Annotated in this window: 24 protein-coding genes; 13 read left to right on the top strand and 11 right to left on the bottom strand. The window is 57.2% G+C overall.

The window, feature by feature from the left end; translation table 11 throughout:
* Positions 1-9: 9 nt before the first annotated feature.
* The gene (locus FEM03_RS16670; RefSeq protein WP_138087422.1) at positions 10-960 is read left to right on the top strand and encodes a hypothetical protein; all 951 of its coding nucleotides are present in this window, start codon (positions 10-12) and stop codon (positions 958-960) included.
* 168 nt (positions 961-1,128) lie between these two features.
* Here FEM03_RS16670 and moeB read toward each other — a convergent pair whose 3' ends face one another.
* Positions 1,129-2,262, bottom strand: coding sequence for a molybdopterin-synthase adenylyltransferase MoeB (gene moeB, locus FEM03_RS16675; protein ID WP_138087423.1), 1,134 nt, complete (start codon positions 2,260-2,262; stop codon positions 1,129-1,131).
* Between the two features lie 172 nt (positions 2,263-2,434).
* Here moeB and FEM03_RS16680 point away from each other — a divergent pair, with 172 nt between their 5' ends.
* The 5 genes from FEM03_RS16680 (at position 2,435) to FEM03_RS16700 (ending at position 5,077) form a co-directional block, all read left to right on the top strand.
* The gene (locus tag FEM03_RS16680; protein WP_240772816.1) at positions 2,435-2,665 is read left to right on the top strand and encodes a hypothetical protein; all 231 of its coding nucleotides are present in this window, start codon (positions 2,435-2,437) and stop codon (positions 2,663-2,665) included.
* Positions 2,666-2,732: 67 nt separating this feature from the next.
* On the top strand, positions 2,733-2,978 hold the full coding sequence (locus FEM03_RS16685) for a DUF6364 family protein (RefSeq protein ID WP_138087425.1): 246 nt from the start codon (positions 2,733-2,735) through the stop codon (positions 2,976-2,978).
* Positions 2,975-3,427 (top strand): PIN domain-containing protein, encoded by a 453-nt coding sequence (locus FEM03_RS16690; protein ID WP_138087426.1) that lies wholly within the window; start codon positions 2,975-2,977, stop codon positions 3,425-3,427. Before FEM03_RS16685 ends, FEM03_RS16690 begins: the two co-directional genes overlap by 4 nt.
* 26 nt (positions 3,428-3,453) lie before the next feature.
* The gene (locus FEM03_RS16695; protein ID WP_138087427.1) at positions 3,454-4,254 is read left to right on the top strand and encodes a TatD family hydrolase; all 801 of its coding nucleotides are present in this window, start codon (positions 3,454-3,456) and stop codon (positions 4,252-4,254) included.
* A gap of 19 nt (positions 4,255-4,273) precedes the next feature.
* The gene (locus FEM03_RS16700; protein ID WP_138087428.1) at positions 4,274-5,077 is read left to right on the top strand and encodes an LpxI family protein; all 804 of its coding nucleotides are present in this window, start codon (positions 4,274-4,276) and stop codon (positions 5,075-5,077) included.
* 27 nt (positions 5,078-5,104) lie between these two features.
* Here FEM03_RS16700 and FEM03_RS16705 read toward each other — a convergent pair whose 3' ends face one another.
* From FEM03_RS16705 to FEM03_RS24505, 9 genes are all read right to left on the bottom strand, one after another.
* Positions 5,105-5,683 (bottom strand): hypothetical protein, encoded by a 579-nt coding sequence (locus FEM03_RS16705; protein ID WP_138087429.1) that lies wholly within the window; start codon positions 5,681-5,683, stop codon positions 5,105-5,107.
* A gap of 16 nt (positions 5,684-5,699) precedes the next feature.
* Positions 5,700-6,152: a hypothetical protein gene (locus tag FEM03_RS16710; protein WP_138087430.1), complete on the bottom strand. Its 453-nt coding sequence runs from the start codon at positions 6,150-6,152 to the stop codon at positions 5,700-5,702.
* Positions 6,153-6,176: 24 nt separating this feature from the next.
* The gene (locus FEM03_RS16715) at positions 6,177-6,443 is read right to left on the bottom strand and encodes a hypothetical protein (RefSeq protein WP_138087431.1); all 267 of its coding nucleotides are present in this window, start codon (positions 6,441-6,443) and stop codon (positions 6,177-6,179) included.
* Between the two features lie 346 nt (positions 6,444-6,789).
* Positions 6,790-10,002 carry a preprotein translocase subunit SecA gene (secA, locus tag FEM03_RS16720; RefSeq protein WP_138087432.1) on the bottom strand — a complete coding sequence of 1,071 codons (3,213 nt, stop codon included), beginning with the start codon at positions 10,000-10,002 and terminating at the stop codon, positions 6,790-6,792.
* A 194-nt stretch (positions 10,003-10,196) separates the two neighbouring features.
* Positions 10,197-10,688, bottom strand: coding sequence for a hypothetical protein (locus FEM03_RS16725; RefSeq protein ID WP_138087433.1), 492 nt, complete (start codon positions 10,686-10,688; stop codon positions 10,197-10,199).
* A 102-nt stretch (positions 10,689-10,790) separates the two neighbouring features.
* Positions 10,791-11,186, bottom strand: a complete 396-nt coding sequence (locus tag FEM03_RS16730) for a PIN domain-containing protein (protein WP_138087434.1) — start codon at positions 11,184-11,186, stop codon at positions 10,791-10,793.
* Positions 11,183-11,446: an AbrB/MazE/SpoVT family DNA-binding domain-containing protein gene (locus tag FEM03_RS16735; protein ID WP_138087435.1), complete on the bottom strand. Its 264-nt coding sequence runs from the start codon at positions 11,444-11,446 to the stop codon at positions 11,183-11,185. Before FEM03_RS16735 ends, FEM03_RS16730 begins: the two co-directional genes overlap by 4 nt.
* Positions 11,447-11,781: 335 nt before the next feature.
* Positions 11,782-14,340 carry a M16 family metallopeptidase gene (locus FEM03_RS16740; RefSeq protein WP_138087436.1) on the bottom strand — a complete coding sequence of 853 codons (2,559 nt, stop codon included), beginning with the start codon at positions 14,338-14,340 and terminating at the stop codon, positions 11,782-11,784.
* Entirely contained in the window at positions 14,337-14,759 is a 423-nt protein-coding gene (locus tag FEM03_RS24505; protein WP_166442926.1) for a Minf_1886 family protein, read from the bottom strand. The genes FEM03_RS16740 and FEM03_RS24505 overlap by 4 nt, the downstream gene beginning before the upstream one ends.
* 184 nt (positions 14,760-14,943) lie before the next feature.
* On the opposite strand from FEM03_RS24505, the gene FEM03_RS16750 reads away from it, so the two are divergent.
* Entirely contained in the window at positions 14,944-16,212 is a 1,269-nt protein-coding gene (locus FEM03_RS16750) for an SGNH/GDSL hydrolase family protein (RefSeq protein WP_166442927.1), read from the top strand.
* 1 nt (position 16,213) lies between these two features.
* On the opposite strand, the gene FEM03_RS16755 is transcribed toward FEM03_RS16750, so the two are convergent.
* The gene (locus FEM03_RS16755; RefSeq protein ID WP_166442928.1) at positions 16,214-17,407 is read right to left on the bottom strand and encodes an outer membrane protein assembly factor BamB family protein; all 1,194 of its coding nucleotides are present in this window, start codon (positions 17,405-17,407) and stop codon (positions 16,214-16,216) included.
* Between the two features lie 229 nt (positions 17,408-17,636).
* Here FEM03_RS16755 and FEM03_RS16760 point away from each other — a divergent pair, with 229 nt between their 5' ends.
* The 6 genes from FEM03_RS16760 (at position 17,637) to FEM03_RS16785 (ending at position 23,719) form a co-directional block, all read left to right on the top strand.
* Positions 17,637-18,038, top strand: coding sequence for a hypothetical protein (locus tag FEM03_RS16760; RefSeq protein ID WP_138087439.1), 402 nt, complete (start codon positions 17,637-17,639; stop codon positions 18,036-18,038).
* A gap of 91 nt (positions 18,039-18,129) precedes the next feature.
* A complete protein-coding gene (locus FEM03_RS16765) occupies positions 18,130-19,803 on the top strand; it encodes a glutamine--tRNA ligase/YqeY domain fusion protein (RefSeq protein WP_138087440.1) in 1,674 nt (557 codons plus the stop codon).
* An 81-nt stretch (positions 19,804-19,884) separates the two neighbouring features.
* Complete coding sequence (locus tag FEM03_RS16770) at positions 19,885-21,195, top strand: 2-oxo acid dehydrogenase subunit E2 (protein ID WP_138087441.1); 1,311 nt, start codon at positions 19,885-19,887, stop codon at positions 21,193-21,195.
* A gap of 74 nt (positions 21,196-21,269) precedes the next feature.
* Positions 21,270-21,797 (top strand): hypothetical protein, encoded by a 528-nt coding sequence (locus tag FEM03_RS16775; RefSeq protein WP_138087442.1) that lies wholly within the window; start codon positions 21,270-21,272, stop codon positions 21,795-21,797.
* A gap of 59 nt (positions 21,798-21,856) precedes the next feature.
* Entirely contained in the window at positions 21,857-22,735 is an 879-nt protein-coding gene (locus tag FEM03_RS16780; RefSeq protein WP_166442929.1) for a LysM peptidoglycan-binding domain-containing protein, read from the top strand.
* 18 nt (positions 22,736-22,753) lie between these two features.
* Positions 22,754-23,719: an acetyl-CoA carboxylase carboxyltransferase subunit alpha gene (locus FEM03_RS16785; protein WP_138087444.1), complete on the top strand. Its 966-nt coding sequence runs from the start codon at positions 22,754-22,756 to the stop codon at positions 23,717-23,719.
* Positions 23,720-23,745: the final 26 nt, after the last annotated feature.

The following is a 23,745-nucleotide window of genomic DNA, read 5'->3' on the forward strand; positions in this document are numbered from 1 at the left end:
GGAGATTGGATGAGGGTTTTTCGATATGCTTTGAGGTCGCGAGGGTCACTGAATGCGGTGTCGGTGAGGAGGACGTTTGACGGGGCGCTGGTGGAGGTAGACGGCGGGGTGGGATGTTTGCATCCGTGGCCGGAGTTTGGGGATGAGGAAGTGGAGGCACAGTTGCGGATTTTGAAGGCGGGCGGGACGACGAAGGTGATTGAGCGGGCGCTGCGCATGGCGTCGGTGGATGGGGAGGCGAGGAGAAGAGGGGTGAGTTTGTTTGAGGGGTTGGTGGTGCCGGTGTCACATTACTCGTGGGATGGAAATGGGGATTTTGATGGGCAGGTGGAGAAGGTGGTGAGCGAAGGGTGGCGGGCGGTGAAGACGAAAGGGACGCGGGATCTGAAGGAGTTGGTGGATTGGTTGGAGAAGTTTGTGACGGTCGCGCCGGGGGTGAGGGCAAGGGTGGATTTTAATTCTTGTTTGAGTGAGGGGGAGTTTTTGACTTGGTGGGGGATGATGGGGAATGAGGTGAAGGGAGCGGTGGATTTTGTGGAGGATCCTTTTGGGTATGAAGCGGAGAGGTGGGAGCTGGTGCGGAAAGAGTTGGGGGTGAGGCTGGCGCTGGACAAAGGGTTGCGCGGGGCGGTGGAGGGGTTTGATGTGGCCGTGTTGAAGCCGGGCAGGCGCGACTGGCGGTTGATGGTGGCGGACTTGCCGGAGGGGATGCCGGTGGTGCTGACTTCGGCGATGGATCATGCCATCGGTCAGAGTTTTGCGGCCTGGGAGGCGGCGTGTGCGCTCAAGGAGTTGGGAGCGCGGGTGGATTGGTGCGGGTTATGCACGGAGCATCTGTTTGAGAGGGATGCGTTTTTTGAGAGGTTGGGGTCGCTTGGCGGGGAGTTGAAGGTGGATCGCGAGGGGACGGGGCTGGGATTTGATGAGGTGCTGCGGGGGTTGGATTGGGTGGAGTTGTGAGGGGATGTTAGGTTTTTGAGTATACCAAGGCCGACGAAACGTCGGCAGTCCGACTGGGTTTCGACCGACGACACGTCGGTAGTCCAATTGGGAGGGTCTGGCCGACGTGACGTCGGCTTTCCATTAAGTTCCGGCGTGTCGTCGGACTTCAGATTGGCTGAATGCGGATCAGTAGGTCGGCACGCTGGGATCGATTTCTTTGGACCAGGCTTGGATGCCGCCGGTGAGGTTTTCGACGTTTTGAAAACCGCCTTGTTGCAGTTCGTCGACGGCGCGGGCGCTGCGCATGCCGCTTTTGCAGTGGACGATGATGGGAAGGTCGCGGGGAAGTTCGTCGAGGCGGTCGGGGAGTTGTTTTAGGGGAATGAGGGTGGAGTGGGGGATTCGGGCGGTGGCGAATTCGTCGGGTTCGCGAACGTCGAGGAGGAAATGGGGGGCGTGGGTTTGCTGTTTTTGATGGAGGTCGTGGACGGTGATGGAAGGGACGCTTTTAGGGAGTCCGCAGAATTGTTCGTAGTCGATGGGGGCGGTGATGCTGGGATGTTCGCTGCAAACGGGGCATTCGGGGTCGCGCCGGAGCTGGAAGGTGCGAAACTTCATGCTGAGGGCGTCGACGTGGAGGAGTTTGCCGATAAGGGGCTGGCCGATGCCGGTGAGGAGTTTGATGGCTTCGGTGGCCTGGATGGTGCCGATGAGGCCGGGCATCACTCCGAGGACACCACCTTCGGCACAGGTGGGGACCAGTCCGGGTTTGGGCGGATGGGGGGCCATGCAGCGGTAGCAGGGTCCGCCAAGATGAGGGGCGAAGACGGTGCACTGGCCTTCGAAGCGCAGGATGCTGCCGTAGATGTTGGGTTTTTTGAGGAAGACGGCGATGTCGTTGCTGAGGTAGCGGGTCGGGAAGTTGTCGGTGCCGTCGATGATGAGGTCGTAGTCGCGGGCGAGTTCGATGGCGTTCGATGCGGTGAAGGTGGTGGAGTGGGTGATGACTTCGACGTGGGGATTGAGGTCGTGGAGTAGGTCGCGGGCGGAGTCGAGTTTGGGGCGGCCTAGGTCCTTGGTGCCATGGAGAAGCTGGCGCTGGAGGTTGGATTCCTCGACGACGTCGGGATCAACGAGGCCGAGGGTGCCGATGCCAGCGGCGGCGAGGTGCATGGCGATGGGGGAGCCGAGACCACCGGCTCCGATGCAGAGGATTTTGGAGGATTTCAGTTTTTGTTGGGCCTCCAAGCCGAATTCGGGCATGTTGAGGTGCCGAGCGTAGCGGCGCAGTTCGGCGGGATTGAGGTCGGGTGAATCCATGGTGGGAGGCTAAATAAGCGATACGATGGAGGATGTCGTATCGTTTTATTTCTAAGGAAGAAAGGGCTTGCCGGGCGAGGATGGCAAGTGCATGCAGTTGAAGTTTTTTTAAATACGTTTGATGTCTGAATGGATTCCACCTCGAGAAGTGAACCTGGTTGACCTTGGTTTTATGGACGCGCGCAGCAAGCTGATTGATGTCGCGGCGTTTCTGGATCGGGTGCAGCGGGCGGGTCAGGAGGAGGATTTTCGGGTGGTGGCGTTGAAGGAGGCGATTGGGGTATTGTCGCAAGCGGAAGCGACGCGGGCGAAGGAGGTGTTGTTGTCATTCAGTGATGCGTCGGCGGAGCCGATTGCGAAGGCAACGACGCAGGGGGCTTGTGGGGCGGTTCCGCCGAAATGAGAGAGGGTCTCTGTGATTCGGGTTGGAAATTCCTTGCTAGACGTGGAAATTTGGAAAATTATACGTCATGTCAAAGCTGACTTTGCATGTGCCTGAAGAATTAATCGTGGCGGCCAAGAATGAAGCGGCCATGAGGCGCGTTTCAGTTTCCAAGCTGGTGTCGGATTTTTTTGCTTTTCTTGCTGCAAACAAAGGTGCTGCCGGGAACGATGATGGCGAGGATCTTGCGCCGAGGACTCGCCGCCTGGCCAGATGCATTCCAGATGCTGACGTGGAGGACTACATTGACCACTTGGAGCGCAAACATTCGTGAATGCTCTGATTGACACCAATGTCATTGTGGATGTGCTGACGGGACGTGCGCCGTTCTTTGGGGATTCATCCCGTGTGCTTGACCATGCGGAACGAGGGGATTATGTGGCTTGGGTGTGTGCCACCACGGTGACGACGGTTTTTTATCTGACACGGCGGCACCTTGGGGCAGAAGCAACCGTGGAGCGGATTAAAGATCTGACGTCGATTTGCACGGTAGCTCCTGTGAACAAGGCGGTGATTGATTCGGCGCTGGAAAGTTCTTTCGCGGATTTTGAGGATGCGGTGTTGCATTATTCGGCGCTCATCGCAGGGGCAGATTGTATTGTCACACGGAACGAAGGTGATTTTCGAGAGTCGTCGTTGTTGATTTATTCGCCTGCGCAGTTTCTTGCCGCACTTTCGCAAAAGATGTCAGAAAGCGGTGTGGGAAAACGGTTGTTGGACTAGATGGTAGATTTAAACTGAATTGATTCATGGCATATATTGAACCTCATGGGCACATGGTCAGCCGCACGACGGATGACTACGAAAAACTGGCGTTGGCGGGGTGTGTGGCGATTTGCGAACCGGCGTTTTGGGCGGGGTTTGATCGCAAAAGCGCGGAGGGTTTTTACGATTATTTCCGGCAGATCACGGAGTATGAACCGAAGCGGGCGGCGAGGTTTGGGTTGAAGCATTTTTCATGGTTGTGCATCAATCCGAAGGAGGCGGAGGATGTGGGGCTGGCAGATGAGGTGATGGGGTTGATCCCGGAGTTTTTACAGAAGGAAAATGTGCTGGGGATTGGAGAGATTGGGCTGAACAAGAACAGCAGGAATGAGTTGCTGGTGCTGGAGAAACATCTGCAGATCGCGGCGGATCATGGGCAGCTGGTGCTGGTGCATACGCCGCATCTGGAAGACAAGCTGAAGGGGACCAAATTGATCCTGGACGCGATCAAAAATTTCCCGGGGATTCAGCCGGGCAGGGTGATCATTGATCATGTGGAGGAGCACACGATTGATCTGGTGTTGGACGAGGGGTTTTGGGCGGGGATCACGTTGTATCCGGAAAGCAAATGCACCTCGCCGCGGGCGGTGGACATGCTGGAAGCCCGTCAGGGGGAGCAGATCTGGATGAACTCGGCATGCGACTGGGGGGTGAGCGATCCTCTGGCGGCGCGCAAGGCGATGCTGGAGATGGGAAAACGGGGGTGGTCGCCGGAGATGGTGCAGAAGGTGGCGTATGACAATCCGGTGGCGTTCATGAGCCAGTGTCCGAAATTCAAGATCTGAGACTTTATTTAGGGGAGATATGGAGACGATTGCATTGATCGCGGGAAGCGGGATTTATCCGGAGATGTTTGTGGAGGCGGCACGCAAGGCGGGTGTGCGCAAACTGGTGGTGGCGGGGTTTGAGGATGAGACGAAGGCGGAACTGATGAGCACGGTGGATGCGCATGCGTGGTTTCGGGTGGGGCAGCTTTCGAAGATGATTTCCTTTTTTAAGAAGGAAGGCGTGGGGCATGCGGTGATGGTGGGTCAGATCGCGCCGAAGAATCTTTTTGATTTGAGGCCGGATTTACGCACGCTGATGATGATTGCGAAGTTGAAGCGTCGCAATGCGGAGACGTTGTTTGGAGGGATTGCGGATGAGCTGAAGAAGGACGGGATTGAGTTGTTACCAGCGACGACGTTTTTGGAGGATTCGATGCCGAAGGCGGGGCATGTGGCGGGGCCGAAGGTGAAGGGTCGGCGGATAGAAGACGCGGCTTATGGGTTTGAGATCGCGAAGGCGTCAAGCAAGCTGGACATCGGTCAGACCGTGGTGGTGAAGAACGGCACGGTGCTGGCTGTGGAGGCTTTTGAGGGGACCAATGAGGCGATCAAGCGCGGGGGAAAGCTCGGCAAGGGCGGGGCGACGATGGTGAAGGTGAGCAAGCCGAATCAGGACATGCGTTTTGATGTGCCGGTGATCGGGCCGGATACGATCAGCAATGCGGCGGATGCGGGGGTGGATGTGATCGCGGTGGAGGCAGGGATGACGCTGCTGCTTGGGCAGGAGGAGATTTTCCGGTTGTGTGAGGAGAAGCGGGTGACGTTGCTGGGGGTGGAGTGAGGAGTTGGCGCGCTCAGTTCGGGTCTTTCACTTGGTGAGTTCGTGATGAACTTCATCGGTCAGATCGGGCAAATCATGCCCACTAAAAACGACTGGGACATTGATCGGACTCTCGCCCGAAGTATCAAAGACAAGCTCTATATCTTTCGAAGCAGCCAGAGCGGAAGTAACTTGCAGAATATTCTGAATGATTTGTGCGCGAGTATCGAGCGATGCGTTTGAGGGCAGCAGTTTTTCAAGCAGACGTTTGCTATCGATAACTGCGATGGATGTTGAATCGGACTGGCTAGGGGAGGTATTTTTGTGGGGCAGTCGTGTGTTGGTTGGAAGAATGGTCGGGTGCGCATTTGTGTCATCCATTTTTGAGACTGAAGATTCTAAAGAGGAATCGAATGAACTTAAGTTGTCCTCCTTTGTGGAATGGTTCTCTTTGGTGATGGAGCATTTGGGAGGTTTTTCTTCATTATTGTCCGGAATCGGAATGATTGGGACCGAACCTGTGGTGCTCGAAGAGCGCAAGATGAATTCGATGACGAATAGCACAATGCAGGCGAGAACAATCACGAGAAGCCATAATGCGTAGCGATCTCGGGATGGATTTTTCAAGGGAGCGGTGGGGTGATCAATCGTTTTGCCAGCTTACGATGTCATCGGAATCGAGTGATCCGGATTGGTCGATGCCGTCAGGGCCGAAGGAGTAGAAGCGGGGAAGGTCGTCGACGATGCCGACAAATTGGTAGGGGCTACCCCAAAAATCGGTAATTCTAGGAACGGTGTTCAAAAAAGAAAAGTCATTGATTGGTTCTGCATTTCCGGGTTGCAACCCAGTATTAACTTTTAGGTTTGGCCACGCATGATATTCAGCCCGATGTTCCAGCGAAAACATCACGAGAACGGCAAGATAATTTTCAGCGTTACTATTACGCCATTGCTCATCCTCAAGGTGCGATGAGTAAATGTAACAGGGAATATAAATGAAGAGCAGGCTAGATATAACTACTACAGTCAGCTTTTTAAGCCAGATGAGTCCTAGCATGCCCCATTCAGCGATCAAGACTTTCGCTTCCAAATGCATGCTATTGTGGGCAGTGGGTGGGTTTTACACCAACCGGTCCGTGTCAGAACCGCTTTTTAGTTCGGGGGGGATTTGGCCGACGAAGCGGGGTTGGAGGCCGATGTTTTCGAAGAGGTCGTTGAATTGACGGAGGTTGGCTTTTTCGGGTTCGTCGATCTCGAAATAAACCATGTCATGCGGGGCGTCGACTTTGTAGCGGGCGGATAGCATGTCCATTTGGTGACTGAGCTGCATCAGCTTGTCATCGTCGCGAAGTCCGGGAGCGTATACGAGGAGTTCAGTCATGGGCATGGTGTTTGTTTTCCCGATTCTAGGAGAAATTGGGGGAGGTTGTCGAGAGGGTTGTTGGGGATTTTGGAGTGCGGCGATCATCGCCGCTTTGGATTGGAGATGGGGTTGGGAGGATTTATGGGGCGGGGTGTGAGTGGTGGACGTGGCGAAAGCGGTGTCGCGTCCTAGCACTTGCCACCGCAGTCCAAGTTTTGGTGAGTGGGTTTGGGATTTGGAGGCGCGCGACCGGGAAGACAGACAGGATGTCTGTCATACGCACCGACTGGAAGTCCGTGTTACTACGGCACCCGACGGGACAGGCAGAATGCCTGTCCCACCCACAGGCTGAAAGCCTGTGTCACGTTTTTTAGGCGTTGCGGCCGCAGCAGGATTTGTATTTTTTGCCGCTGCCACAGGGGCAGAGGTCGTTGCGGCCAACCTTTTGAACTTCGCGCTTCAAAGGAATGGTGATGCGTGGGCCTTCGTCGGCGGGTTTGGGCTCTTCGCGGTTTTCGGCGACGGCGGCGGGACGCGTGGTCGGGGGCTGACCGGGGTTTTCGGCGCTGGTCTGGCGGGCGTTTAGCATGCTCTGACGGATGTGCTCCATGAACATGTGCAGACGCTGGTGGCTGCTGAACAGGTTGGTGAGGACTTTGCCGTGGATGTTGGCCATCAGCTCTTCGAACATGGCGAAGGCTTCTTTTTTGTATTCCACCAAGGGGTTTTTCTCGGCGTAGGAACGCAGACGAATGCCTTCACGCAGACCGTCGATGGCATACAAATGTTGCTGCCAGAGGTCGTCGATGGCTTCGAGGAGAATGATGCGCTCGCTTTCCTGGAGAAGTTGGGGAAGAACGCCGGTGGTTTTGAGGTCGTAGGCGCGTTTGATGCGTTCGAGGATGAACGCGACGTTGGCGTCGAAGTCGCGGGTTTCGAAGGCGGCTTCCTGGGCGGTGAGGCCAAGGGGGAAGGTGGTGTTGAGCCAGTTGAGAAGCGCTTGATGGTTGGCTTCGACGTCATCGCCGCCTTGACGGGGCATGAACTCTTCGACGCGGTCGGGGAGCGTTTTTTCGACGACTTCGTCAAGGATGAGGCGTGGGTCGGGGCTGTCGAGGACTTCGTTGCGGAAGGTGTAGACGACCTCGCGTTGCTGGTTCATGACGTCGTCGTATTCGAGGACGTGTTTGCGGCTGAGGTAGTTGCGTTGTTCGACGCGTTTCTGGGCGGTTTCGACGGAGCGGTTGAGCCAGGGATGTTCGAGTTCCTGGCCCTCTTCCATGCCGAAACGTTCCATGATTTTGGTCATGCGTTCGGCAGCGCCGAAGTTGCGCATGAGGTCGTCTTCGAAGCTGATGAAGAATTTACTTTCGCCGGGGTCGCCTTGACGGGCGCAACGTCCGCGCAGCTGGCGGTCGACGCGACGGGATTCGTGGCGTTCGGTGCCGAGAACGAAGAGACCACCGAGGTCGGCAACGCCTGCGCCGAGTTTGATGTCGGTGCCGCGGCCTGCCATGTTGGTGGAGACGGTGACGGCACCCTTTTGGCCCGCGCGGGCGACGATTTCGGCTTCTTGACGATGGTATTTGGCGTTGAGGACGGCGTGGGGGATTTTCTGGAGTTTGAGGAGTCGGGAAACGGTCTCCGAAGTGTCGACGCTGGCGGTGCCGATGAGCATCGGCTGGCCGAGGGCGTGACGCTCGGTGATGAGTTTCAAGACGGCCTGGTATTTCTCACGGCGGGTTTTGAAGATGTTGTCGTTTTGGTCGATGCGCTTGACCGGACGGTTGGTGGGGATGCTGAGGACGTCGAGGCCGTAGATGTCGTGGAACTCGGCGGCGTCGGTTTCGGCGGTGCCGGTCATGCCGCCCAATTTTTGATAAAGGCGGAAGTAGTTTTGGATGGTGATGGTGGCGAGAGTTTGGGTCTCTTGATCGATATGCACGCCTTCCTTGGCTTCGACGGCCTGGTGGAGTCCGTCGGACCAACGGCGACCGGGCATTTCACGACCGGTGTTTTCATCGACGATGACCACCTTGTTTTCGCGGACGACGTATTCGACGTCTTTTTCGTAAAGGCAGTAGGCGCGGAGGAGCTGGTTGATGCTGTGAATGCGCTGGCCCTGGGTGTCGAGTTTGGCCTGAAGCTCGTCTTTCTTGGCCTGTTTTTGGGCGTCGTTGAGGGACGTGTCGGTGTCGATGGTGGCGTAGTGGCTGGCAAGGTCGGGGAGGACGAAGGCGTCTGGATCGTCAGGGTTCAGATACTGGCGGCCAAGTTCACTGAGATCGGCGTCGTGGGTTTTTTCGTCGATGACGTAGTAAAGATCTTCCTTGAGGGCGAAGAGGGCGGTTTTCTGAGTGTCCTGATAGAAAGACAGCTCGGTTTTCTGCATGGCCTTGCGTTTTTCGTGGTCTTCCATGGCGCGCATGAAACCGCGGTTCTTGGGATGACCGAGTCGGACCTGGAGGAGCTTGGTGCCTGCAAGGTCTAGTTCACCGGCTTCGAAGTGCTTGTTGGCTTCGGTGATGAGGTTGTTGCAGAGGGCGTTTTGACGGCGCACGAGCTGTTCGACGAGCGGTTTGTAGCGGTCGAACTGGTGGGTGCTGGAGGCGACGGGTCCGCTGATGATCAACGGCGTGCGGGCTTCGTCGATGAGGACGGAGTCGACTTCATCGATGATGGCGAAGTAGTGGCCGCGCTGAACTTGGTGTTCCTTGCTGCGGGCCATGCCGTTGTCGCGGAGGTAGTCGAAGCCGAACTCGCTGTTGGTGCCGTAGGTGATGTCGCAGGCATATTGGCCGCGGCGGATTTCAGGGGGCTGATCGTTTTGCAGGCAGCCGACGGTGAGGCCGAGGAATTTGTAGAGGGTGCCCATCCATTCAGAGTCGCGTCGTGCGAGGTAGTCGTTGACGGTGACGACGTGAACGCCGCGACCAGTGAGGGCGTTGAGGAAGACGGGGAGGGTGCCGACGAGAGTTTTTCCTTCACCAGTGGCCATTTCGGCGATCATGCCGCGATGCAGGGCGGTGCCGCCGATGAGCTGGACATCGAAGTGGACCATTTCCCATTTGAGGGGCTGGTCGCAGACGAGGACTTCGCGACCGCAGAGGCGGCGGGCGGCGTTTTTGACGACGGCGAAAACTTCGGGGAGGATGTCGGCGAGGATGTCCTGTTCGATTTTGGTAAATTTGGGGGCGATGGCCTCGTAGGCGGCCTGGGCGCGGGTGATGCGGTCTTTCTTTTGGTCGAGGGGTTCGCTGGTCCAGGAGGATTCGGCGACGAGGGTTTGGTCGAGGGCGGGGAAAAATTCCTTCAGGCGGGTGAACTTGTCATCGAGAACACGGAGGCATTCATCGACTTGCTTGTCTTCGGCGAGTCGGAGCCAGACACCGCCGAGAAACTGGGGTTCATGGAAAGCGCTGAAGCGATCCTGCCAGGCTTTGGTGCGTTCGCGGAGGGCTTCTTCGGAGAGTTCCTGAAGTTTGGCTTCGTGTCCGTTGATGATGCTGACGATGGGCCAGAGTTTTTTGACGGCGCGCTGGTTTTTTGAGCCAATGATTTTGCGGATGATCCAATCGAACATAAGACGTGAGTTGCGGGGAAAAGGGTGGGTGAAACGAAGAGGTGAAGAACGGAACGGGCAGGGCGGATGGCCACTGGAGTGGAGGGCTGTGCGTGTTCGCTGAGTGAATGGGACAAGCGGGCGGCTTCAATGTGAAGCGACGACGATCTTTTTTGCTTGGCCGGGTGCGCAACGAGGCAGGGAGCCAGTTTGGCTCAGGCGATTCGCAGGCGATGCTGGAAGCGCAAGGCGCTGGAGGCGGTGAGGAGAAATGACGGCAGGTCGGTGGTCGACTGCGCTGGGAGGGGGCGTGCGCTCGGGGCGTTTGGCCGGCGTTCAAGGTCGTGGAAGCCGGGTTGGCCCCAGAGCACTTGAAGATGGGAGGCGCCTTGAGGGAGGCTGATCGTGCCAGTCTGGGAGGGAGTCGGGGGGGCGAAGAGGTTTTGTTGGAAAAGGGAGCGCAGCGACTGGGCGATGGAATAGGCTGCGTTGCGGGCAAAACCACGCCGGGAGGTGGAAGACGCGTGGGTGGTCGCGTGATCGGAGATGGAGATGCTGCCGGGTTCCTCGCGATGGCGATCATCGACGCTGGCATGGAAGTCCGCCCGCAAACCGCTGAGCGAGAGGGCGGTTGCAGCCTGTGCATCCCAAGCGGCAAAAAAGATGCCGTAGGAGAGCAGTAGGATGAGTGTTGGCGGTTTGACCATGAGTGGCGTGCGTGAGACGGAAAGGGGCTTTTCTGAAACGGGCGGTGACTATGGTATGGAATTACGTTTTGCGCAACGGTTCAGTTTATGGGCTGAATCGGCTTATGGAATCACATACGCACCGGGTATGTTTTTATCGAGCGTGGCCAGTTGTATGGATTTAGCCTTCGCTAGCTCTAAAAGGTGTCCATCGGTGATTTGCTTGGGACCCAATACATAAGAGGGTAACTTTTTGGCACCGATGCCATCCGTAACCAGCTCGAAAGGAACTCGGCTAGTTTTTTTCAGTCCCTCAAGCGTTTCCACCGCTCCAGGCACGTCGTTCTCGAAGCCTGCCTGAACACTGACGCGGACGAATCCCAGTTCACTGATCGCACAAGTGGCTATTTTTGAATCAGAGCCGACTTCAACGGCAAACCAGCGGATGACACGCTGGTGCTCGGCGTGTCCTTGATGGGCGAGTGCAACGAGAACATTGACGTCGAGGAGCCAATTCACGGGTAATCCTCCAGCAGTGCTTTGATCATCTCACTGGTGACAGGTTCAGTTTGCTCGCGTGCTTTGGTCACCCGCAGGCCAGTGAGCGGGTCAATAACGTATTCACGGTTCGAGCGGCGCGGGTGTTCGGGGGTCAGGACGACTGAGTCACCTTGCACTTCGCAGAGTAATTTGGTTCCCGGAGCCAGATGCAACTGACTGCGCACCATCCGGGGCAGGACGACTTGGCCTTTGCTGGAAAGGGTCGTGATGGTTGTCATGCCAACAGCCTACCAGAGCTTGAGTGACTAAACAAGTAAGGCGTTCTTACTTTTTGAGATGTTTTGAAGGAACATTTCATCTCGCCCGGCACCAAGTGCCAGGTTTGGGTGGGTGCCGAGGTGCGTCCTGGATGGACGCATCGTATGTGAAGAGGGATCAATACCGTAACGGACGAACAGCGGGGTTGTATGTTGGTCGTGCATGAGGCGTCCCTTCAGGACACGAATAGTCCCCGACACAAAACCCGGCACCTTGTGCCGGGCTGTTATGAAACGTCCCGATGGGACGAGGAACGAGGTGCGGTGGCCGACGGGCGCGTTGGGTCCTCCAGTGATTACGGTTTCACCCGCACAACGAAGGGCTTGGTGCTGAAGAATATTGCGGCGGCGGCTTTGACTTGTTCGGGGGTGATGCTGGAGATGATCTCGGGCTGGATGAGCTGGTGCTGGTAGCCGCGTCCGTTGAGTTGCTGCCAGCCAAAGGCGTCGGCGAGGGCGCCATTGCCTTGTTGACCACGCAGATAGGAGGACTTCCAGGTGGTTTTGGCGCGTTCCATTTCGTCGGGTTGCAGTCCGTTGGCGGCGAGGTCGGCGACTTCTTTAAGGAGTTCGGTTTCGACGAGGTCGAGCTTGGCGGGATCGGTGCCGACGTAGAAATAAAAGGCTCCGGCTCCTAGTGCGTGGAAGGCTTGGGTGCCGACGTAGTAGGCAAGGCCCATTTCTTCGCGGATGCGGTTGAAGAGGCGTGAGCCCATGTCGCTGCAGGCTTCATCAATGAGGTGCAGGACAGGGGCGAGGTCGTGTTCGAGTCCGACGGTGGGGAAACCGACGACGAGGACGCCTTGTTCCTTGTCGAGGGTGAGTTCGTGGCGACTGGGTTCGGCGGTGGGAGTGAGGGGCGCGTATTGGTCGCGGTGGCTGGTGCCGGGGGGGATGGGGCTGAAGAGGCGGGCGACCTGTTCGCGCACTTCTTCAGCTTTGACGTCGCCAAACACGGAAATGACGCCGTTTTTGCCCTGGACGGTTTGTTGGAAGTGGGTTTTGCAGGCATCGACGTCGAGAGCTTGCACGCTTTCGATGGTGCCCATGGCGGTGCGTTCGTAGCTCAGTCCGGCGAAGATTTCCTTGCGGGCGCGGCGCAGGGCGACGGTGAGCGGGTCTTCCATTTCCTCGCGGATGGAAGCGATCTGGCGCTTTTTGAGGGTGGCGAGGGATTTGACGGGGAAGGTGGGGACGGTAAGGAGGTCAGCGATGAGGCCCATGGCGAGTTCTTCGTCGCCTTTCATGACGTCAGAACCGACAAAAAGACGATGGACATCGGCGCTGGATTGCAGGGAGCCGCCGCGGTCTTCGAGCAGGGCACCGATTTGTTCGGCGCTGCGTTTGCCGGCCCCTTTGGCGAGCAATTGGGCGGTGATTTGGGTGACGCCACCGGTTTCGCTGGTTTCGGAAGGGACGCCGGAGAGGAACTGGGTGCGCACGGAGACGAGCGGAAGGCGCGGATTTTCGCCAACGAGCAAAGTGAGGCCGTTGCTGAGGGTGAAGGATTGGATTTCTTCGCGGGTGTGGGTGGTGGCGATGCCGGTGGTTTTTTCGAGGGTGCCGGTGGGGTGGATGGAGACGCGGCTGAGGGTTTCAGGCACGAGATATTTGCGGGCAACCTGGACGATGTCGGCCACGGTGAGGGTGCTGATGCGTTCGAGGTAAGCGCGATCGTGATTGAGATTGCCGACGCTCATCCAGCTGTGCGCCAGGGAGGAGGCCATGCCGCGGGTGGTGCTGCGGGTGCGGAGTTGATGGCTCAAGGTGGTGCGCACGGCTTTGTCGAGCTCGTCCGGTTTGCAGCCTTCTTCGCGGGCGGTTTGGATGATCTTGGAGATGGCTTCTTCGACCTGCGCGAGGTCTTCGGGGTCGCATTCGGCTTCGACGGCGAAGAGTCCGCGATCGAGGGCGGACCAGGCACCGGCGCCGACCCAGTGGGCGATGCCGAGTTCTTCGCGAAGGAGGAGATTGAGTCGGGAACTGCGGCCGCTGCCGAGGATGAATCCGAGCACGTCGAGCGCGGGTTTGTCGGGATGGGAATCGCCGGGGACCTGCCAGCCGAGGCTGAGTCGGGCGATGTCGGTGGCGAACTCGCGTTTGGCCTGACGGGTGGCGACCTGATCGGGTTCGTCGGGCATCATGACGGGCTCGTAAGGGCGACGCTGCCAGGTGCCGTAATGTTTTTCGACGCTTTCCATGATGGTGGCGCTGTCGATGGCGCCGGTGATGACGAGGAAGCAGTTGTTGGGGACGTAGTGGCGGTTGACGAAGTGAACGACATCTTCGCGTCCGACCTGATTGAAGACCTCAAGGTGGCCGATGATGGGGTGGCGCAGGGGGTGTTCGCGAAAGGCGGTTTGCTGGAGGAGGTGTTGCAGGGCGGACTGGGGATCGTCGTTGTCCATGGCGAACTCGCGACGGATGACTTCCTGTTCCTTGACGAGTTCACCCGCGTCGAAGTTGGAGTTGCGCGCCATGTCGGAGAGGATGCCGAGGTAGCCGTCGACTTGTTCGGCGACGCCTTCGATCCAGTAGACGGTGCGTTCGAAGGTGGTGTAGGCATTGACGTAACCGCCGCGGGCCTGGATTTCTTGGGAGATTTGGGAGGCGGTGCGGGTGGTGGTGCCTTTGAAGAACATGTGTTCGACGAGGTGGGCGAGGCCTGCACCGGTCCATTTTTCTTCATGAAGGCTGCCGGCTTTGACCCAGAATTGCACGCTGGCGAGCGGATGGGCATGGTCCTCGAGCAGGATGACTTCGAGTCCGTTGTTCAAGGTATGGAACTGGGCGGCGTTCGGTGGGAGGGAGAGCTGATCGGGGGCGGCAGGGGAGGTGCTGTGGAGTTGATTCATTGGCGGGAAGATTTTTTTTGGTAAGGTTTCGACAGGAATTCCTCGAGCGGGATGCCGTCGGCAAAGTCTTCGAGTTTGTCGCTTTCGTTTTTGCCGAAGTATTCGGCTTCGATGAGGTTGTAGACCATGTTGCCGACGTCTTCGCTGGAGCGGATGCCCCATTCGCGCATGACGATGACGGCCATGGGGCCAAATTGTTGGAGGGCGAGGTCGCGGAAGCCGCGCAGCATTTCCGGTCCGGTGACGTGATGGCTGTCGGCCTTGTCGCGATTCAGGAGCTGGACGGTGTGGGCGAGGCTGTCGCAGACGAAGGCATAGGCTTGGGGTGCATAACGCGAGTCGCGTTGTTGCACGGCATGCATGGCCAGTTGGAAAGCAAAATTTTCCTTCATCACTCGTCGTGGACGAACGGGTAACATGGCGCAAAGGGGCGATGGGTCAAGGTTGCCATGGAGGAAGGGTGCTGACTGGTGCTTTTTCCAAGTGGTGCATGAAAGGCGATGGATGTGGCGTAGGTTGCTGTTGAGTATGAATTTTTCGATCAATCGTCGCTTCGTTTTGATGGCTCTGGCTGGTGCATCGCTGGCTGGTTTTTGTGTTCCTATGTTTGCGAAGGCAGAGGCGGCTTTTGTAGTGGCTGGGGACTGGAAGGTCGAAGTGCGGACGATGACGGTGAATGGTTTGATCGAAGTCGAGCCGGTGACCGAGGTGTCAGTCGTCGATGAGATGCACGCTGGCATTCCGGTCTTTGCTCCCGATTCGGCGGGTTGGGCGAAAGGTTTGCGGCTGTTACAAGTGAGGGCTCAGGAGACCACCACGCCGGGCATTTTTGCTCCGGGAAGTGTGGTGGTGAAGTCGGCGAAGTTGGGGGATCAGCCGTCAAAAACGTTTCAGCGGGGCACGGACTTTGAGATTGATGAAGTTTGGGGGACGATTGGCCGACTCGAAGGCGGGGCCATTGAGGCGAAGCAACCCTTGTTGATCAGTTATCGGTATCATCCGCTGAGGCTGGATGCGGTGGTGGCAGACGCGACGGGCAAGCTGAAGGTCTTGAAAGGAACGCCCCTGGCGGCGGCCCCTCTGGCTCCAGAACCGGGAGAAGGGGAGACTTTGCTGGGGCGCATCTGGCTGCCTGGCAAGGTTGAAAAATTGACGCAGGCGAATCTGTTTCCGCTTCTTGAGAAGGCTTATCCTGAACCGGTGGGTTTGTCGGCGAATACCGAGAAGAATTTACCCAAGACGCTGGCGAAACTGCGTTCGGGCGAGTTGGTGAAGATTCTTGCGTGGGGCGACAGCGTGACGGCGTCCAATTATCTGCCGAATCGTGAACAGGACGCGTGGCAGCACCAGTTTGTGAAGCGGTTGAAGGAAAAGTATCCAAAGGCCAACATTGAACTGGTCACGGAGGCTTGGGGTGGCAAAAACACGGCGGCTTATTTGGCGGAACCTCCCGGGGCGGAGCACAATTATGCGGAGAAGGTGCTCGCACTGAAGCCGGATTTGGTGGTGTCGGAGTTTGTGAATGATGCCCGATTGCTGAGGAAGCATGTGAACGAGCGTTATGGGCGTTTGTTGGCGGATTTTCAGGGAATCGGGGCGGAATGGATCATTTTGACACCGCACTACACTTACACGGAATGGATGGGATTCAGCAGCGAGCGTGAAGTCGATGAAGACCCACGCGAATACGTGACGGCGTTGCGTGAGTTTGGCGAAGTGAATCGGGTGGTGATTGCGGATGGCGCGGCGCGGTATGGCCGGCTGTGGCGGCAGGGGATGCCGTATAGTGCGTTGATGCTCAATTCGTTAAATCATCCGGATGCACGCGGCATGAAAATTTTCGCGGATGCGTTGATGGCGGTGTTTCCGTGATTCAGGGTTCGAGATCGAGGCAGACGAGGTCACCGGTGGCGTTGCGGGCGTAGATGCGACCGTGGGCAACGACGGGGGCGGTCCAGCATTTGCCTTGCAGAACGGTTTCGCGGATGAGGGGTTCGAATCCGTCTGGAGTGGCGGTGGCGATGATGATTTCGCCTTTGTCGCAGATGACAAGGTGATTGCCCACGGCGACGAGACCGCCACTGCCAAAGCCGGGTTCGGCCCAGATTTCCTTGCCGGTGGCCCATTCGAAACACACAAGGCGGGTGGGGCGGTGGGTGGTGCCATCAATGCCGTAGACGTGATCGCCGATTTTGACGGGTGGATTGAAGTAGCTGCGGTATTTGCCTTTCCAGATTTCGGTTGGTGATGGGCTGAGTTGCAGGAGGGCGGTGCCGGAGCTCGAACTGACGAGGAGTTGACCGTCGTGATGGAGTGGGTCGGCTGCGTTAACGCCGCGCGAACTTTCCCATGGGATTTCCCAGAGTTTTTGGCCGGTGAGCGGGTTGACGGCGGAGATGAACTTGGCGCGGAAAACGGCGAGGGCGTTGGGCGCGATGGGAACCGGGGTGGCGTAGCCGGAAGGAGTGGAAGGGCTTGTCCATTCGGTGACGCCGGTGTCGAGTCGGAGGGCGAGGCCGTGGTCGCCGACGTTGAGAATGAGGAGGTTCTTGTGAATGAACGGGGAGGCGGCGAAGCTCCATTCGGGGAGTTCGAGTTGGTGATCGGCAAGCAAATCGCGTTTCCAGAGGACCTGGCCGGTTTGCTGATTGAGGGCATGGACATGGCCTTTTTTGCTGAGCGTGTAGACAACGTCGTCGTGGACGGTGGGAGTGGCACCGGGTCCGCCTTCGTAATAAAGCGGGTCGAGCGGGCAGGAATAGGTGTGTTGCCAGAGGATCTTGCCGGAGTCGGCATCAAAACACCAGACGGTGTCCTGGTCGTTTTGGTTGCCCATGGTGTAGAGTTTGCCGTCGTGAACGGAGAACGATGAAAAGCCGGTGCCGATGCTGGCTTTCCAGCGTTGTTTGAGACTCGGATGGGTGGCGTTGTCGGGCAGCAAGGTGGCTGGGGAGATGCCGTCGTAGTTGGTGCCGCGCCATTGAGGCCAGTCGGATGCAGGGCTTGTGGTGGCAGAGGTGGCGATGACAAGGCCGATGAGCGTGATGCCGAAGGAGTGCGTGTGCATGGCTTGGAAAGGGAAGGGAGAACGGCGGGTGGCTCGGGAGGCCGTGTGCTGCAATGTCGTTGAATTCATTGAACCATTGAAACGTAAACGAAAGGGCGATTTTTTCGAACGCGGTGATTCCGTGAGATCGGTTTGGATGTGTTGAATGGCATGCTAGTGTCCGTGCATGAGGGGAGGCCGACAGCTCATTCTGAAGCATCGTTTCAAGATTCTATTGGGAATCGTTGCAATGGCGTTGGCGCTCGGATATGCATGGATGAAAGGATTTCCTGCTATTCCCAGCTCACCTCATCCACGCATTGCGAAGGCGATTGGTGGCACAGATGCTCGGACTTATGTGTATTCTCGTGGCGGGTTTATCGACTGGGAATACCTTTGGCGCATCGACGCTGAGCCAACTGTTATTGAAGAGGTGATACAGGCGCTGGAATTGCGAAAATCAGTCACCATACCGGCTCAATTTTGGAAGATGCCGCCTTACTACTGGCCTCGATCTCTGTCGCCGGAGATGAAAGCGTTTCGCAGCTTGAACTTTTCGGACGATACACGCGGAGCGGACGGTGCGCATTTCTTCCTGCTCCATGATCCAGAAAAGAAGCGTGCATACGTGTGGTTCCGGGATAATTTCTGATCACCGAGCCGAATAGGGCATCGGTTGATCTTCGCATTTCCCGCTTTCACGTTGGCGAGACCGCGCTAGGTTTTCCTCCGCTTCTCTCATCATGACCACCGACGCTGCTGCTGAACCTATCCGACTTGATTTTATCCGTGAATGGATTGCCACCGATGTGGCGAATGGGAAGCATGGGGGTGAGGTGGTGACGCGTTTTCCGCCTGAGCCGAATGGGTATTTGCACATTGGGCATGCAAAGTCGATTTGCCTGAATTTTGGGATCGCGCAGGAGTTTGGGCCAAAGGCGCGCTGTCATTTGCGGTTTGATGACACCAATCCGACCAAGGAGGAAACGGAATACGTGGACTCCATCATGGAGGATGTGAAGTGGCTGGGATTTGAGTGGGGTTCCCATTTGCATTTTGCGAGCGATCATTTCCCGAAGCTGTATGCGTTTGCGGAGCAGTTGATCGAAAAAGGCCTGGCTTTTGTGTGTGATTTGACGCCTGAGGAGATGCGCACTTTTCGTGGGACGTTGACGGATCCGGGCAAACCCAGCCCGGGCCGGGATCGGTCGGCAGAGGAGAATCTTGATTTGTTCCGTCGCATGAAGGCGGGCGAGTTTGCGGATGGAACACGCACGTTGCGGGCGAAGATCGACATGGGGCATGCGAACCTGAACATGCGTGATCCGGTTTTTTATCGAATTTTGCGCGCTCATCATCACCGCACGGGGGACGCCTGGTGCGTTTATCCGATGTATGACTTCGCGCATCCATTGAGCGATGCGATCGAAGGGGTGACGCATTCGATTTGCACGCTGGAGTTTGAGGATCACCGGCCGCTTTACGAGTGGTTGATCGAGAACGTGGACGGCTTGCCGAGCCATCCGGTGCAGCGCGAATTTGCGCGGTTGAACCTGACTTCAACGGTCATGAGCAAACGCAAGCTGTTGCGGCTGGTGAAGGAGGGCTATGTGAGCGGATGGGACGATCCCCGCATGCCGACCTTGTCCGGCATCCGGCGTCGGGGATACCCTGCGGCATCGATGCGGCAGTTCAGCAAAAGCATCGGGGTGACCAAGTTCAATGCGATGACGGACTTCCATGTGTTGGAAAACGCCGTTCGCGAGGAGTTGAACAAAACTTCCCTGCGTCGCATTGCGGTGCTGCGTCCGCTGAAGCTGGTGCTGACGAACTATCCTGAAGATCAGGTGGAGTTTGTTGAGGTGCCCAACAATCCCGAGGCTCCTGAAACGGGCACGCGGCAGGTTCCGTTGAGCCGGGAGTTGTTCATCGAGCGCGATGATTTCGCTGAAGAACCGCCGAAAGGCTGGCGTCGATTTACCGCGGGTGCGGAGGTGCGTTTGACGAATGCGTTCTGTGTCAGCCTGACCGAGATCATCAAAAACGAAGCCGGTGAAGTGGTGGAATTGCGCGCCACCTATGACGATGCCACCCGCCATGGGGCGCAGCCAGTTGGCCGGCCAAAAGTGAAGGCGGCCGTGCATTGGGTTTCGGCGGCGCATGCGGTGAGTGCTCCGGTGAGGCTTTATGATCACTTGTTTGCCCTTGAGCATCCGGATGCAGCGGAGGGGGAGTTCACGGATCATTTGAACCCCACCTCGCTCGAAATGTTGACGGAAACGAAGCTCGAACCGGCCCTGGCGGATGCCCTTCCGGGACAGCAATTTCAGTTCATCCGGCTTGGATATTTTATTGCGGATTCGCGAGAATCCATCAAGGGTTTGCCCGTTTTCAATCGCACCGTTAATCTCCGTTAGTGGATCGCACTGCCCGTGCTTATTAATGCAGCTAATTATTGATTTCGGATTTTCCATTTCTCATTACTTTATTCTTTAGTCATGCCAGCCATTCCCATTCTCATGCCCCAGCTCGGGGAATCCATCGCGGAAGCCATGATCATTCGTGTCATCATCGAGCCGGGTTCCAGCATCAAGGAAGGTGACGAGATTTTCGAAGTGGAGACCAACAAGGCGGTGATGACGGTGACGGCTCCTTGCGACGGCGAAGTGGGCGACATCACGGCGCAGGTCAACACCAGCTATGCGGTGGGAGCACGTCTCGGGTCGCTCAATGTCAGCGATGCCAATGCGAAATCGTTTGGATCACAGGCACCGCGAGATCAGGAACCGGTTCATTCGGAGTCGACCGCGAGTGTGAGTGAGGCAGGGCAATCCAACTCCAACGGAAGTGGCAGTGGCAACGGCAACGGCAGCGCTGGCAGTTCCGCTTCTGGGGAGCCTGCCAATCTGCATTTCAAGATCAGCGATGAGGAGACCATTCGCGAGCGTCAGCCGACGGTTGAGCCGGTGGTGGGCGGTCTGCCAGTGCCGGCGGGTGCCACGGGGGCTCATTACATTTCCTCCCGGATGCGGGCGCGAATGCATGAGCTGGGCTTGAATTCGTCGGATCTTTCGGCTGTTGCGGGGAGCGGTGCTGGCGGTCGTGTAACGGTTGAAGATTTGGAGCTGTTCCTTCGCAAGCTGGATCAGCATCGCATGACGAATGCTTCTCCGATGCGCATCGCGGTGGCGGATTCCATGCGTCGCAGCTGGAGCCGGCCTTTGGCAACGGTGGGCATGCCGATCATCATTGACGCCATGCTGGCGCATCGCAAAAAGGCGAATCCCAAGCCCGGACCGGCTCTTTATGCCATTCGCGCTCTGGCGCTGGCGTTGAGCGAAGATACCGCCGTTGCGGGACGTCTGGTGGGGAGTCGCATTGTCCATCCAAACTCCATCGATATCGGCTTTGCGGTGGAGGTCGCCGACGGGGTTTTGGTGCCAACCATTCGTGAGGTCGACAAAAAGCCGCTTTCGGTTTTGGTCGAAGCTTACAACAAGCTGGTTGATCAGGCCCGTGCGCGACGTCTTCCGAACGACGCCAACCGGCCTGGCATTGCCACCGTGACGAACTTTGGTTCCTTCGGCATCGTCTGGGCCACGCCGATTCCATTGCCCGAGCAGAACTTGGTGCTGGGACTGGGCGCCGGTCGCAAAGCTCCTGTCTGGAGCGATCAGGTCGGCACCTTCATTCCGGTGACGGAGGCCAACATGACGCTGAGTTTCGATCACCGCATTCTCGATGGTGGTGCGGCCGGCCGTTTGTTGCAGCGCGTTGCCCAGTTGCTTCAGCAGCCCGAGAAATTGTGAGGTTTTCACAAGACTAAAAATCGCTCGCACCCCCCTGGTTTTCAGCGTAGGCTGTGGATTCCCCTACCAACGACATGCATTCTGAGTTCGACTTTCAATACGCGATCGAAAACACCACGGTGTTGCACGAGCCTGATCGTCGCATTGACACTTTTGGCAGCACGACTTTTGAATTTCAGATGATCAGCGAACTGATGGATGCGGCGAACAAGACGCGCATTCGCAATGGTCGCATTCAGGCCGACAAACCGCTCATCGTGAAACCCAGCCACCCGGACGAGTGGAATTTCGAGGGTTTTGGCGAAGAAGGCGCCGCTTTCGGCCAGTGGGTGAAGCAGCACATCAAGGACCTCGCCATTCTGCGCTACGGATTCAACTTCAAACGTGGGGAAATCAGCGAGGAGGTGGTGCATGAGCCACTTGCCGCGGTCGCCGACCGGTTGAAGGAAGACCAGCGGGTTTCCGGAAATCCAATGCGGGCCATCATTCAGGGTGTCGACGACACCTGGGAAATTTCGCTGCTGCGTTTCACTTTTGAAATGATCGAAAAATCCCACAACATCAACCTCTTCGACTTCAAACGCCGCGGCCTGCTCGGCTGAGCCCCGACCTCCCTCGAAGACCCATGTCCAGATTCAAGATTCTCGTCTTTCTCCTTACTTTGGGCATTGCTGGCAGCATCATTGCCACCGCCTACTGGTATTACATGAACGTTCTCGGTCATGATGATGCACTGGCCTCCGAGATCAAGGCGATCCAGGGCAACAAGGCTTCGTTGCCGGATCCGGGCATTCGCCGTTTTAATGATGCCGTGGAATTGATTGCGGAGGGCAAGCTGATTGAAGGCCGCAATGCGCTGTATGCCTTGGTGGCGACTTTTCCCGATTCGAATCGCGCCACCGAAGCCAAGCGCATCATTGGGGAGATCAACATGGACATGATGTTCTCCGTGGAGACCAATCCGCAGAAGAAAAAATACATTGTTCAAACGGGTGATTCGGTGGGCCTCATTGCCCGGAAGCAGGAAACCACCATCGAGTGTTTGATGCGCGCCAACGGCCTGTTCAACCACCGGCTGCATCCCGGCGATCACCTGTATGTTTTCCCGCTGGATTTCGAGGTCGTGGTCGATGTCTCGGAAAAGACGGTGACGCTGCTGCGCAACTACGGCGAAAAGAAGACCCTGTTTAAAGAATATCTGGCCATCGACGTGCGGCTTCCTACCTATGTGCGGGCACCGGTTGAGCTGGTGATCAGCAGTCGCGCCGCTTGGAGTGCCGGCAAGCAGGTGGATTCGGCGAATCCGCTTTTTGTCAGTGCTGATAAATGGCTGATGGGGAATCGTCGAGGCGCCAATGGACCGGGGCTCAACATTCGTGCGGTGCCCCAGGCGAAGCCGGTCGTGCCAACAGCTGATCCAAAAACTGCGGATGCCGCAGTGGCCGACGCGATCGAGCCCGGTGTCTTTTTGCAGCGGGAAGATGTTGAAGAGCTGTATACCATCATCCGACCCGGCACTGCGTTTAAAATTACCCGCTGATATAATTTTTTTGCTTCCATGAAACAGATCCTCGATTTCGAAAAACCTCTCGTGAAGGCCCGTGAAGAACTTGAAGAGTTACGCCGCAAGCAGGCCCTTAAAAATACCGGCCGGGTGACTGCCAGTATCACCGAGTTGGAACAAAGAATCATGAAACTTCAGAGCACGACCTATGCTGGACTAACCCCCTGGCAGCGGGTGCAGATCGCACGTCACACCAGCCGGCCTTACATGCTCGACTACGCCAAACTGGCATTTGATGAGTTTGTGGAAATTCATGGCGACCGCCACATTGGCGACGATAACGCCATGCCTGGCGGATTCGCTACCATTGGTGGTCGTAAGGTGGTGTTGATTGGTCATCAAAAAGGCCGCGACACCAAGGAAAACCTGCTGCGCAACTTCGGTAGTGCCCATCCTGAAGGTTATCGCAAGGCACTGCGCCTGATGCGCATGGCGGAGAAATTTAAACTTCCGGTTATTGCCCTTATCGACACGCCGGGAGCTTATCCAGGCATTGGAGCCGAAGAGCGCAACATTGCTGAAGCGATTGCCTTCAACCTTCGCGAAATGATGACCCTGCGCACCCGGATGATTTCCGTGGTGATCGGCGAAGGCGGTTCCGGTGGGGCCCTTGGCATCGGCGTGACTGACCGCATTCTGATGATGGAAAACGCCTACTATTCGGTCATCAGTCCAGAGGGATGTGCCGCCATTTTGTGGAAACATCGTCAACACGCTCCGGAAGCGGCCCAAGCCCTCAAACTTAGCGCGCAGGATCTCAGCGAACTTGGCATCATTGATGGCGTGATTCCAGAACCGACCGGGGGCGCTCACCACGATCATCATCAGGCGGCCGAATCGTTGAAAAACGGTTTGTTGAAGGTTTTGGAAGATCTGGATGCGGTGGCCGACGATCAATTGCTCGAGCAGCGGTATCAAAAATTCCGCGCTTACGGGCAGTTTACCGAAGGCGCAGTTTAAGAGGCCGCCGGAGACAATATCAGTCG

Origin of the sequence: Phragmitibacter flavus, assembly GCF_005780165.1 — a bacterium.
Taxonomy (GTDB): Bacteria; Verrucomicrobiota; Verrucomicrobiia; order Verrucomicrobiales; family Verrucomicrobiaceae; genus Phragmitibacter; species Phragmitibacter flavus.